The organism is Vibrio gazogenes, from assembly GCF_002196515.1.
Classification (GTDB): domain Bacteria; phylum Pseudomonadota; class Gammaproteobacteria; order Enterobacterales; family Vibrionaceae; genus Vibrio; species Vibrio gazogenes_A.
Window position 1 is genome coordinate 1500926 of record NZ_CP018835.1, and the last position, 13752, is coordinate 1514677.

A 13752-nucleotide genomic window follows, 5' to 3' on the forward strand; every position below is an offset into this window, starting at 1 on the left:
CTAATAACAAGAAAGAATAGATGAGAATGTTTTATAACTTTTGGGAGTAAGAAAGGCTATAACTCAAGAGATTCGATTCGGACTTGTTTAAAACCGACATCCATCGCGGATTTAGAAGCCATATCTAAATTGGTGTAATGGCACTCTTCGCCATCGTCATCGGTTAACAGAATAAAAGGTCCGTGCGCGTGTCTGAACTCAACAATCCACATACCATTGTCAGAAAAAGGCTCGACAATCGCTTCCACCAAAAGGTTTTCCCGATACAGGGCTCTCAGTTCTTCAAGCGTCATCTCTTGTTCCTCCATGCTGATCACCAACACGCTTATGTCATCATGGAAGATGATGGACGAAAAGTTAAGCTTTTACCGATAAATATATAAAAATAAAATATAAAGATACCAATTAATAACCAAAAGAAATAGCAATTATGCATATTTCTTAAATAACCAAATACCAAGCACAATCACAAGTAACCAAGGCAGCATCTTAATCAACATGGCGAACATACCAAACGCCAAGACAAACAAGAATGACAAGCCAATCGACAACATAACCCCAAACAGCGTCACACCTGTAAAAAATAGCACGCCTGCAAAGATCAACAAATACAGCAGTTCAATCATCATTCTTTTCCTTTATTTTCCCAGCTTTATTTTCTATGAGTAAGCAGAAATCAGGCCAACTCAACACAACCTGAACCCACTGATTTTCCGAGCCTCAGAATGACCTTATGCCAAATCAATCGCTGACAATCGGTCAATCTGACGAATCTCTGGTCAAATTTACACATTTAAAGATTCAGGGATTTTCAACAGTGCTGTTTGAATCACTTCGATTCCCGCGCCTTTTTTATGCGCATTCTCACTAATGTAACGACGCCATTGTCGGGCTCCGGGCATATTCTGAAACAACCCGATCATATGACGAGAGATGTGCCCAAGATATGCACCTTTCGATAATTGCGATTCAATATACGGATACATTTCCTCGACAACCTGTGAGCGCTTTTTCACTGGCGTCTCTAGCCCAAAGATCTGCTGATCGACTTCCGCCAGTAAATATGGATTCTGATATGCTTCACGACCAACCATCACGCCATCAAGTTGCTCCAGATGGGCTTTGGTTTCTTCGAGGCTTTTGATACCGCCATTCACAGCAATCTGCAAATGGGGAAAATCCCGTTTTAACTGATAAGCTCTGGGATAATCTAACGGTGGGATCTCCCGGTTCTCTTTCGGGCTCAGGCCATTCAACCAGGCTTTACGCGCATGGATGGTAAACTGCTCACAGCCACCTTGTTCAGCCACGATCGTTATGAAATCCGTCAGAAATTGATAACAATCCTGCTCATCAATCCCGATTCTTGTTTTCACTGTCACCGGAATATCGACTTCAGCTTTCATTGCAGCGACACACTCAGCAACCAGCTGAGGCTCAGCCATCAAACACGCACCAAACCGGCCATTCTGGACTCGGTCAGACGGACAACCAACGTTGAGATTAATTTCATCATAGCCACGTTCAGCAGCCAATTTAGCACACGTTGCCAGATCCTGTGGATTCGAGCCACCGAGCTGAAGTGCAACCGGATGTTCCTCATCATTGTAAGCGAGAAAATCACCTTTCCCATGAATGATCGCCCCGGTCGTCACCATCTCGGTATACAACAGCGCCTGCGAAGTCAGCAATCGATGAAAATAGCGGCAGTGACGGTCCGTCCAGTCGAGCATGGGTGCAACGGAAAAGCGGCAAGTAGGATACATAGTTTAAATCTCACTATTTTTCAGAACCTTAGCTATACAAGCCACTATAGCCAAGCAAGGCAAATCTAGAGACACGATGCAGGTCGTTCGAGTCTAAGGAGGCGGGATTATACATACCGCCACCAATTGCTTCAAATGAAGTGCTCTCTACCGGAACGAGAGCATCGTCAGCCCACTCATAAATTGCCATTACTTCACTCCGCTCAATAAATCAAAAATCACCCGAGCAAATTGCTTGGTCTTATTCGGGTCGGATAGTAGCTGCATCATCTGCTCTTGGTGGGCATCACTACTATTCAGAATTGCGTCATCAATCGCCCGCGGAAAGTCACCTAACATGGCTTGCTCGCGAGTGTTATTGGCGATTTGGCTCATCACCGTTTCGTTTTCAGTCAACTTGTCACGCACGGTGAAGGCATAATTGATCATGTCTTTATCGGTCAGATTGTCAGTGACAAACACTTCATTCAGTCGCTCAATGATGTGAGACAGGAACTCTTCTTTCTTATCCTTTGGTTTGGCTGTGCCTACATCGTTACTTGGGTGCAACTTGTACTCAGGCGTATTTTCCTTTAGCTGAATGTCCTGTTGACGGATCTTCGACAGACGATAGTGGCTCATCACCACATTACCCAGATCAAGCTCATCCTCTTCAATCACCTTCTCGCGCAACATTGGACGAAGATGGCGCGCATAAAGGCTGAGTTTCTCTAGCTCTTTGTCGTCGTAATCAACAATCTGCGACATAAACTCATAGAAACGAACAAAACTGCCTAAATCCTTCTTGAAGATTTCTAAACGGTCTTTTTCCTGCTTACACGCTTTAAAGGTGTTCTCTGCATTGGCAATTAACACCGCATCACCAGTCTTCTTGGTGCGTTCAAACACGTTTTTGGCATGAATATATTCTTCGACCGCAGAGGTATAGCGCTTGCGCCATCGATCAATGGCTGGCTTACAGATATTACTGATGGCCGCATTAGACTTGTTCTTGGTAAAAAAAGCATCAACGAACTGCTCGACCTCCGACCATAAGAAAATACCGCTAGCACGCAGCTTCTCTGATAGGTCAAAAATCTTGTCAGGGTCAGTGACATCCTCCAGCTCTGCCACTTGATAATAAGGCTGGAAAGCATCAAGAATATCTTGCGGATCGTTATAGAAGTCGAGCACGAAAGTACCGCATTCTGCTTTCCCCGGATAGATACGGTTGAGGCGAGAAAGTGTCTGTACACACTCAACGCCAGCCAGCTTCTTATCTACATACATTGCACAGAGTTTCGGTTGGTCAAAGCCTGTCTGGAACTTGTTGGCAACCAACATCACTTGATAGTCATCGGTGTTGAAGGCTTTGCGCATCTCACGACCTTTAAGATCAGGGTTCATGTTGTGCTCAGTAAATTTCTGATCCATAAACGCCGTGCTGTCTGGGTCGGCGGCATTAAATTCCACTTCTCCAGAGAACGCGACTATCGCACGAATCCCCGCATAACTATTTTCTGCCACGTATTTATCAAAAGCCAGTTTGTAGCGCACAGCCTCTTTACGAGAGCTAGTGACCACCATAGCCTTAGCTTGACCACCCAATAAGCCCATCACGTTCTTTTTGAAGTGCTCAACAATCACTTTCACTTTCTGCGAGATATTGTGGTCATGTAGGCGCACCCAGTTATTGAGTTTCAGCTTGGCCTTTCCTGAATCGACCTCTTTATCTTCCGCTTCCAGCTTTTGCTTGAGCTGATAGATCACCTTGTAGTTGGTGTAGTTCCTCAAAACATCAAGAATAAAGCCTTCCTCAATCGCCTGACGCATTGAATAGATGTGGTAAGCCACTGGCAAATTGCGTTTAGATGCTGGCTGCTCTGGGTCAGGTCTGCGACCAAACAACTCCAGAGTCTTTGGCTTTGGTGTGGCGGTAAAGGCGTAATAACTCAGGTTAGCACTGCCCCGACGAGCCGCAACGGTGGCATCAAGAATATCTTCTGAGGAAAGTTCGGTATCATCATCGGCTTCATCCGTCATCAACACTTCTTTGAGCTGGCGAGCGGTTGCACCTGTTTGTGACGAGTGCGCTTCATCGGCAATAATGGCGTAACGACGCTCTTTCAGTGACGTTGAATTCTCGATCGCCTTTAATACATGCGGGAACGTTTGAATGGTCACGATGATGATAGGCTGAGAGGTTTCCAATGCTGTTGCTAGCTTCTCTGATTTAGAGCCATCCCCCTCTTTGCGGTTGATGCGCCCCACCACGCCATCAGCATGTTCAAACTGATAGATGGTATCTTGTAGCTGATCATCCAGAACGGTGCGGTCAGTCACCACAATCACCGAATCAAACTGCTTGTTGCCGTTGGCATCATGCAAGGTCGAAAGTTGGTGCGCTGTCCATGCAATCGAGTTGGACTTGCCCGAACCTGCACTGTGTTGGATGAGGTACTTATTGCCTGTGCCTTCTTCAATCGCGGCATTAACCAGCTTGGTGACGACATCCCACTGGTGGTAACGCGGGAAGATCAGGGTTTCTTTCTTGGTCTTACGACCCTCCCAATCTTCTTTTTCTTCAATTTGAAGATGGATAAAGCGCCCGATGATATTGAGCAGATTGTCTGGCGTTAATACTTCATTCCACAGATAATCAGTCGCGTAGCGGTTTTCATCTTCGGGAATGTCATTGCCCTTACCGCCATCATGTGTGCCTTTGTTAAACGGTAAGAAGAATGTCTCTTCACCCACAAGCTTGGTTGCCATGTGAACTTCATACTGACTTACCGCGAAATGCACTAATGCACCGCGTTTAAAACTCAATAGTGGCTCTGGCTTTTTGGTGGCAGGGTCTTTCGGTAAACGGGTCAGTTTGTATTGCGCAATGGCGTTTTCTACTGCTTGTTTGAACTCAGATTTCAACTCGAGGGTAGAAACTGGCAAGCCATTAACGAACAGCACTAAGTCAATGCGCCATTTCTTAGCCTGTTTACCAGTCGCCTCGAATTCAGCTTGCGTAGCATAAGGGCTATAAACCAGCTCTGGCACAATACGACAGATGTTTTGCTGATAACGCGCCAAGGTTTCAGGGTTGAGGTCATGCTCTGGCTTAAACTGACACAATTCAAAACGGGCATTGCGGATTTTTAAACCATGACGAAGCACGCCCAAGGTGCCAAAAGTGCGTGATGCGCGGTCGGTAGCATTTTCATCGGCTTTTTTAAGCTGCGTGACCAAGGCATCAAGGAAGTGGCGCTCTGAGTCGGTCGGGAAGACTTTGCAAAACTTCTCCCACTCTTTCGGCTGAGTCTCTTTGATAAACGTCAGCACATCCGCTTCATAGAGAGCCGATTCGCGGTTGTAGCCTTCACCAGTACCCTGCACCCAGCCATTAGCCACCATTTGACTGATGATGTCGTCCTGAAATATTTTTTCCCTTGTCGCGTCAGTCATACTTTAACCCTGTTTATCGCATTTGGTGGGCAAAGCCTCATGCATAATCGGAGGCTCATATTTAAGCTGAAGCTTTTCCTTACCTACTTTCTCCGCTAATTTATCGTATACATTTTGCAGAGCATCAAAGCGTGCTTGTCTGTCATAGAGTTCGAGTACGAATTCAAAAATCTGAAAAGCATAGAGTAAGTCTAATTCATCAACATTGTTGCCGTGAGTGCCTTCATTTCCAACCAGTTTCAGTGCTTCAAGATACATGGCTTCTTCTGGATGAGGCTTTGCTAAATTTTGTACTTTACGATTTAGGTTGTTACCTTCGATTTGTTGATGGTCACAAAATCGCTCCATGGCTCTGCGTAACTTCGCAGCAGAAGAGGATGGATCAAAATGGAAATATTTGAAGGCATCAAAAAGCTCTTCGCTAATGCTGTCAGGAACATTTTTAGAAATGGGAAACATCACCAGCGGAGGAGAAAAGTGATCAAATTTCACGTGTGGAATAACATCATCTGAATTTAAGAAACCTTTTTCAGGAATCAACTTAATTCCAGAGGCTGAAACGCTTTCTTGACAACTTTGGCAAGTAAAAAAGCAGTTCAGTAAATGTGGGCTTCCATTGATAGGATTGGTATATGAGTCATGCACTGACGCTACCGCTCCAATGATTTTCCACAAAGTAATATCTTCTGCTTTTATAGACTGTGTCATTGGTTCACTTGATTGAAGAAGTTTTGCCTTTTCCGCTTTGTACTTGCGATTTTTAGCAAGAGACTCTTTGCTAAGCTGTCTACTTTGAATACTCTCATGCTCTAGTTTTAGTTCGTTTTTTTGGCAGTGAGGACAAGGCAATAATGGATAGCTTTTAATTGAGGAGTAACCAATTAATTTACTCCAAAGCGTTATATCCATTGCCATGTTAGTTTGTGGTGTTTGTGCCCGTTCTTGTGTTGTGTCTTTCATAACCTTGTTCTTCTAATTCTTGTTAGCCAACCAAAGAGAAAAAAACACTCTGCTTCCTTAAGCTAGAGTGGCAATAGGTTTAAGCGGTTTGTTCCAACGCTTGATTCTGAGATGTTGGTGCTTGCCAGTTACGCACATCAATCTTACCTGTGACTGCAGCCGAGATAAGCGCTGTTCGGCGTTCACTAGATAGCTCAACGAACTCCTGAGCTTTGTTTATTGCAGTTGAATACTTTGTTATTTTTTTATCAATAAAGTCTAACAACTGTGCCTGCTCTTCTAAATTTGGGAAAGCTAGTGGCAAATCACCCAAGATTCCCATATTCAAACCTTCCATCGTCGATCCTTGAGAAGCTTCACTTAAGCGACTTTGATAACGTAGGCTCATTATTAACGCTTGAACAAAACGAGGTAATATTTTCGTTGAAGCAAATTTATACCGGACAAGTCGAGGGTTTATGATGCCAAACTCTGCACTCTTAGGAACTACAGCAACTTTGCCAACAGTTCCCATTACTGATACAAGAACATCATCAGGAAATACTGTATATCTTGTCATTTCTTTATATTTATCTTCAGAAATAAAGTAATCACCAACGGTAAAATCATTGCTGATGACTTGTTGCTGCCCATATACTTTGATTCCAGATATTGTATACATTGCTTTTGTTAACGAGGCTCCATACGGACCAGCGGCTTTTTCATCTACTAAATATTTTAACGGCACCACATCCCAATGCTCAGGCACTTCCCCTAACCACTCTACACCAGAATCTTTCATGGGTGCTTGGGGGTTCAATCCTTTAGTCACCGCATGGCTAATCACCGCTTGGCGTTTTTCTTTCAGCAGCTTAATCAGTTGCTGCTGCTTTTCGATCAAGGTGTCAATTTTGGCAGTTTCGTGATCGAGGAAGTTAGTTATAACATCTGCTTCATTTTCACTCGGTAACGGCATGTCGAGGTTATCGATTGTGTTCATGCCCAAGTTTTTCTGAGTGTTTGAATTAGCAAATACTTCACATTGGGCTTGAAGCATATTTGATTGCAGGCAGTAATATATATATTTCCCATATCTGTTACTCTTTGCTGTGATGACAGCTAAAGGCGACCAAACATTAAAATCTATATTACTGTCAACATAGGCAACCTTTCCCACCGATGCGGCCTTACCCAGCAAAACATCACCTTGCTTTGGATGGCATTTCATTGAGTAACGTATATGGTCTTCTTCTGATATATATCGGCAACCATTAAAAACCAATTTGTTATCTTGAATTCCATCAACTGATAAAAAGGGAATACCATCGTCCATAAATTTAGGCGTCTCATGAGGGCCATCTTTTACAAAACCAGAACAAATATACTTCAATGGTACAAGCTGCCATGATGCTGGTAAGCGACTTATCCATTCGTTGTTCCAGCTTCTATATTCCGAATATGCCTGATACTTCCCCATTACGAATGCACCTCTTGCAGCAGCTTCATAATGTCGGCACTGACGGCATCCAAATCAGCATCAATTTCTGCCAAATTACGGGGTGGTTGATAGACATAGAAATGGCGGTTAAAAGGGATTTCGTAGCCGACTACACCAATCTCATTATCTTGGTCATCGCGCTTATCCGCGTTGATCCACGCATCGGCAACGTGTGGCTGCACTTCGCGCTTGAAGTAGCTTTCGATTAAGTTTGATGTTGTCACAGATGGATCAAGTGGCACGTTCTCGTTATCACGTAGGTCGCCATCTTGCTGGAACTCAACAACCTTGCCTTTGTAATCAAAAGCCCCGTATAGCGGCTGTGCGTCTTCTTTGAGCACTTTTTTGATCACCGGCTCAGCATCTGGATTTTTCCATGTGACCGCATCAATCAATTGTTTCTTCTGCTTGACATCGAACTTGATGCCAGTGGTCTTGAATGCGCCTTTCAAGGTCAGTTCAAATTGGTTGAAGTCGTCGGATTGCTGCGCCCTTCCGCCAAGACTGTCGCCAACGGCTACTTGCAGGGCTTTGGCATCATCCATCAGGGCTTTCTGGCTGAGCCACAGTTTGCTATCCAGCACATCCTTAATTTGCTTTTCTTTTAGCTCTGGGAAGTCGGCTTTGATCAAGACACGAACTTCTTTTTCCACATCAGTTAGTGAGCCGTACGTGTCTTCCGTCCACTCCGAGCCAAACTGCTCAAAAACTGCCTGCATCACGGTATTCAATGGCTTAGGTGCAAAGCGCAATGATGCCACAGCTTCATCGGTGATTTGTGCTGACAGACGCAGTGGGCGCTCAATAGTGAGGCGACGATAGCCAAACTTATGCGTCTCGAAGATTTTGCTGGCGAAGTGTTTTTGGTTGTCCGTCACACCATCTTGGGTCAAGGTATCGATTTCTTCAAAGTCACCAAAGTTTTTCGTGATAGTGCGAATTTCGTCATCAGTTAAATAGTGACGCTTAGAGCCTAATGACTTACGCATTTTTGTACTTAAGTTAGCGCCATTAATCAATTGCACTTTGCCCTTACGTGCAGGGTCTTTTTTGTTACTCAGTACCCAAACATAGGTCGCAATGCCTGTGTTGTAGAACATGTCGGTAGGCAGTGCGACAATCGCTTCAAGTAGATCAGCTTCAAGGATGTAGCGGCGTATTTCACTCTCACCGCTACCCGCACCACCAGTAAATAGTGGAGAACCATTAAGGATAATGCCAATACGACCGCCATCGATCACTTGGTTGTCGACATTCTTCTTATCACGCATCTTGCTGATAAGGTGCATCAGGAACAGTAACGAACCATCAGACACACGCGGCAAGCCTGCGCCAAAGCGCCCATCAAAGCCTTTTTGCTGGTGCTCGTCTTTGATTTCACCTTCAATCTTTTTCCAATCCACACCAAACGGCGGGTTAGACAGCATGTAGTCAAACTGATCTGCTGGCAGTTGGTCATTAGACAGGGTGTTACCCAGTTTGATGCGGCTAACGTCTTGCCCTTTGATCAGCATATCTGCCTTACAGATAGCGTAGGACTCCGGGTTTAGCTCCTGACCAAACGCACGCATTACCGCTTTCGGGTTGAGTTCGTGTACGTATTCCATACCAGAAGAAAGGAAGCCGCCTGTACCCGCTGTTGGATCATAGATGGTGCGGATGATGCCATCTTTGGTTAGGGCTTCGTCGTCTTCCATAAACACCAAAGAGGTGGTTAAACGCACGATGTCACGCGGAGTAAAGTGCTCACCAGCAGTATCATTCGAGCTTTCCGCAAAGCGGCGAATAAGCTCTTCAAACACTAAACCCATCTCATAGTTAGAGATCTTGGTTGGGCTAAGATCGGTGGTGGCAAACTTCTTCACCACTTTATAAAGCAGGTTGGCATCTTCCAGCAGACCGACAAATTCATCAAACTTGAAGTGCTCGAAGATTTCACGCGCATCTTTAGAGAAAGATTGAATGTACTTCTCAAGGTTCGCCTTAATGTTGCTTTGCCCCATCTTGCCAAGGTTCATCGGCGAGGTATTAAAGAAAGCCAAGCCATCTGGCTGTGCTGGTGACTGCGTAGCACGTAGTAGGAATTTTTCTTGTGCTTCTTCTGGCAGATTCATCACTTTGATGCGTTCATGCTCGGCAACTACAGAATCTTTGCTCGGTTCCAGTACACACTCAAGACGACGAAGCAGGGTAAACGGCAGGATCACACGACCGTATTGAGATTGTTTGAAGTCACCGCGCAGCAGATCAGCCACCGACCAAATAAAAGCGGCGGTTTGAGAGAAGTTGTTGTTAGTCATCGAGAATAGCCCAAAAGCGTTGAATACGACATTGGGGACATTATACTGAAGACGCTGCTAAAGTCCGACGGTTAAGTCATTAAAAACACTTCTATGCTCAAGCTCACAAGTTTTTCAAAACTTGCATCATCCCGATTTTATGTAGCAAGTGTCACGGAAACCAAATGTCAGGCTCCGTCTTATAATGGATAATGGAAATATTGGAGTGAGTCACCGCCATATGGCATATGGAATAAGACAAATAATTGATACGAAAAGGCTCACCATGTTGTGAGCCCTCATCATTCAAAGCCTTTCACACTGACTTATGTCTTTTACATAATCACGCATGAGATTTTCTTTGTATCCACTTTTACGTGGGCACTCTATGAAGTTATTTGCTTTAATAATTAAGAAATAATTAGCATAGTTAATACTGAGTCCTAACATAGCAGACGCTATTAACAATGTTATCAAAACATTACTCTTCGGTTTAATATCACCATATTTTTTATTTTGAACCAATTCATATGAACGGCAGTAAGTACCTATAGAAAGCCATACAACAAGAACAAAACAGCTCATTGGGATGATGCCAGAAAAAGAAAACATAACAGCGTTGGTACTCCTAAACAACGTTTGAAGGAATGCTTCCCATATAACCCAAGCCATTAATAAAATAAATATAACCCCAAGGGTTATGATTATGATTTGTCTCACTTTAATTTCATTTTTCATCAAATGTTTCTATTGTTTTTTCTACGATTTTCTTTTCAAAATCTGTAACTTTGTCAACAGCCCAAATACTAAAAGATACGATAACAAGAATTGCTAGTTTTGCGACTATCGTTTGCGGAGCAATGATAGCACTCGCAAGAAGCTGACCACTTGCAATTGCAAAAGCATTCACCAACAATTTCGCTTCGTCTATTCCTAGCTTTCTAAGAGTATATGCATCATTGACAATGAACTGGAGTGAATTAATTGCAGATCCAACTAATATCTCTAGTGATCCTGACACTTTCACATACCGTACCATGCCTTTTGTGGAATCCAGCGCCCCAAGTCCTAATTTTACCACTTGTTCATTGTTGGCTTTAAACACACCACCATAAAGTAAAGTTTGCTTCCATTTGTCATAATCTTTCAGGAGCAAGTATTCAACTCCGTCGACTTCTTTAATAAAAGCAACGCTTCCCAGACCACCCAAAGCCTTCGCTGTGTCTCTGGCATTATATAACCCGGTTACCGTGTCTTTGACCGTTTTGGCAGCATCCAGACTATCAAAGAAAACTTTCCACTCCTCCGGTGCCAAAACCGCAAATTTCACCGTCTCCTGCTCGTAGACAACTTGTACCTCTTTTGATAAACCATATTCCGGCCAGTACATATTGTTCGGATTTATTTTAATCGTGCGAGTATTGCTTCCGGTCTGAGTCACACTTGAGGTACGACTGGCAACACTGGATATACTTTCTGAATACTGCGCGGCAACGGATGAAGCAGGCTGACTTGTCCGGTTTGCTATTTTTGCCAGCGGTTTTACTGGCGTACTTGCTGCTGTTCCGCCCGGGCCATCACCGATATTGACTGTACCACTGCCAACATTGACGATACCGCCACAACTGATAGAACATCCGGACATTGCTGCTGGTTTGCCATCTATCATCACCATTGATGAGCCAGAAGAAATCGTCCTTGGATGCGGGGAATGTTTGGGCTTATCGTGGGCGGTCAGCGGATCACCAACGCGAGCCGCTGGAATCCCATCAAATTTGACCGTCGGTGAGCCAGATATAATAGGCGTTGGCGGAAACCCATCGTGATCGCTTCCCATATCACCAACTTTTGCGCCTTTAGCCATAACCTTTATTCTCATCTGAATCAAAACAGAGATAATAAGATGGTCACTTTCGACAAATAAACAGAATTGAGTCCATTTTTTAATTCATTTGAAATATCTTCAGAAAAAGGAATTTTTTATTGATGTTGTAATCGATATATTGCTGACCGCTTTAAACGCACTAGGGCGGCAGTTGATCAACTGCCGCCCTAGAATTATTCCGGTTCAATTGTCGCTTGACGTTAAACCGATATCGTCATCATTTCTTCTTCCTCAACAGCTTCGGTTGCTGCGCCCTTGTATCTATTCTGAATGTGATTTTCCACAATATTGCCGCTTTCGAACTTAATCAGCTGATCGGCAAGATGGAAATAACGATCATCATGGCTGATGACCAACACCAGTTTATTCTGACGTTTCAGTTCAGGAATGATCCGGGTGTAGAAGATCTCGCGGAAACGCGGGTCTTGATCCGCAGCCCACTCGTCGTAAAGACAGATCGGCGTATCTTCGATATATGACATCAGTAATGCCAACCGTTTTTTCTGTCCCTGAGACATCGCAACGGAGGAGAGCTTGCCATCCTTGGAAGTGACTTTCGTGGTCAGTTCCAGATCAGCGAGATATTTTTGGATCACTTCGTCTTTTTCCGGCTCACCCTCACCATTGAGAACATGCTCAAATAAATGGAAATCCGAGAAAATAGTCGAGAACATCTGTTGATATTCATGCATATCAATTGACTCCGAGACCACTTTATCATCGAGCTGAATCGTACCTTGATTCGGGCGATACAAGCCAACCAACAATTTGGCAAATGTCGATTTACCACTACCGTTTCCACCGGTCAGGAAAATCGCCTCACCACGCTGAAATTCAGCATTCACGGGGCCGACATGGAATGAATATTCATCATCTTCCGATTGATACTGAAACATCATGTCCCGAACGGTCAGGCGCTGCCATGATTCATTTTCCGCTGGTGGTTTTTTCTCCGCTTCCGTGGTGCGCTGAAAATCTTCCAGCTCCGCCAGTTCAAGGCTCTCGATATTGCGGTAAGAGCTTGAACAGTCACTGAAGCGACTCATCGAATCAATCACACCCTGCAATGGATTCACCATATACAGAATGGTCAGGACAAACGTGACGATCACTTCCAGCGGCACATTGGGAAAATAAATCCGACTGCCGAAGACAATAATGCCAATCACGAAGAACACTAACGTCGAAGCCATACTGCCCATCATGGTAAAGATCACCGACACTTTAACGCTCCGCTCACGAATCGCTTTAAAGTTCGGCTCCAGGAGCTGATTGTAGGTAAAACGGCGACGATTGGCATTGATACTCAGCTCTTTAATCCCGTCAACCAAGGTTTTGAGACCACTGAACATATCATCTTCATACTCACGTAGCAGCATGTAATGGTGGAATCCGCGTTTCAGGAAAAACTTAGCAATCACGACAATCAACGCAATCAAGACGAAGACGACCGAGAACAGTTCCCATGAGGTATACACCATATATCCGAGACACAGCATCACCGTCACTAAGCTGTAGATAAAGCCCGGCAACATCAACAGTCCGTCAGATAACTTGGCTGCATCCGTTTTCATCGCCGCCATTACACGGTGACCACCAATCTGTTCCAGCATCGCATACGATGTTGAAAGCAGCCGCTTCGCCAGTGAATCACGAAACTCATACACCACCCGGGCACTCAATTTTGCCAACAGATAACGGGAGGCGAGGCTGAACAATAATACCGTCGCCACCACACCGACAAAAATCAGAAACGCATTTGGGCCGGGTGATTTTCCGGCACCAATCAGGCTGACCTGAGCCGTGATGATTCTCAGCATCATAATCCCCGCTAACGCACCAACCACACTCAGGACGGTTGCTGCGAAGATCTGCCATTTAAAACGACTTAAAATGGATTTAAACATCTCAATTCCTCATCTATTTGAATGTGGCTGCACGCTCGAA

At 44.4% G+C, this 13752-nt stretch carries 9 protein-coding genes and 1 pseudogene; all 10 read right to left on the reverse strand.

The window, feature by feature from the left end; genetic code table 11:
* Nucleotides 1-56 precede the first annotated feature (56 nt).
* A complete protein-coding gene (locus BSQ33_RS06870; protein WP_027694418.1) occupies nucleotides 57-293 on the reverse strand; it encodes a hypothetical protein in 237 nt (78 codons plus the stop codon).
* 135 nt (nucleotides 294-428) lie between these two features.
* Complete coding sequence (locus BSQ33_RS06875; RefSeq protein WP_232471960.1) at nucleotides 429-629, reverse strand: envelope stress response protein PspG; 201 nt, start codon at nucleotides 627-629, stop codon at nucleotides 429-431.
* A gap of 156 nt (nucleotides 630-785) precedes the next feature.
* Nucleotides 786-1766, reverse strand: a complete 981-nt coding sequence (gene dusA / locus BSQ33_RS06880; RefSeq protein ID WP_088133712.1) for a tRNA dihydrouridine(20/20a) synthase DusA — start codon at nucleotides 1764-1766, stop codon at nucleotides 786-788.
* A 189-nt stretch (nucleotides 1767-1955) separates the two neighbouring features.
* Nucleotides 1956-5204: a type I restriction endonuclease subunit R gene (locus BSQ33_RS06885; protein WP_088133713.1), complete on the reverse strand. Its 3249-nt coding sequence runs from the start codon at nucleotides 5202-5204 to the stop codon at nucleotides 1956-1958.
* A gap of 3 nt (nucleotides 5205-5207) precedes the next feature.
* Nucleotides 5208-6164 (reverse strand): DUF4145 domain-containing protein, encoded by a 957-nt coding sequence (locus BSQ33_RS06890; protein ID WP_088133714.1) that lies wholly within the window; start codon nucleotides 6162-6164, stop codon nucleotides 5208-5210.
* A gap of 79 nt (nucleotides 6165-6243) precedes the next feature.
* Entirely contained in the window at nucleotides 6244-7620 is a 1377-nt protein-coding gene (locus tag BSQ33_RS06895) for a restriction endonuclease subunit S (protein WP_088133715.1), read from the reverse strand.
* Nucleotides 7620-9941 (reverse strand): type I restriction-modification system subunit M, encoded by a 2322-nt coding sequence (locus tag BSQ33_RS06900; protein WP_088133716.1) that lies wholly within the window; start codon nucleotides 9939-9941, stop codon nucleotides 7620-7622. The genes BSQ33_RS06895 and BSQ33_RS06900 overlap by 1 nt, the downstream gene beginning before the upstream one ends.
* Before the next feature lie 285 nt (nucleotides 9942-10226).
* The gene (locus BSQ33_RS06905; protein WP_088133717.1) at nucleotides 10227-10658 is read right to left on the reverse strand and encodes a hypothetical protein; all 432 of its coding nucleotides are present in this window, start codon (nucleotides 10656-10658) and stop codon (nucleotides 10227-10229) included.
* 841 nt (nucleotides 10659-11499) lie between these two features.
* Nucleotides 11500-11784: pseudogene (locus BSQ33_RS21955) on the reverse strand (type VI secretion system PAAR protein); the annotation flags it as partial.
* Nucleotides 11785-12005: 221 nt separating this feature from the next.
* Nucleotides 12006-13712, reverse strand: a complete 1707-nt coding sequence (locus BSQ33_RS06915) for a cyclic peptide export ABC transporter (protein WP_088133719.1) — start codon at nucleotides 13710-13712, stop codon at nucleotides 12006-12008.
* Nucleotides 13713-13752: the final 40 nt, after the last annotated feature.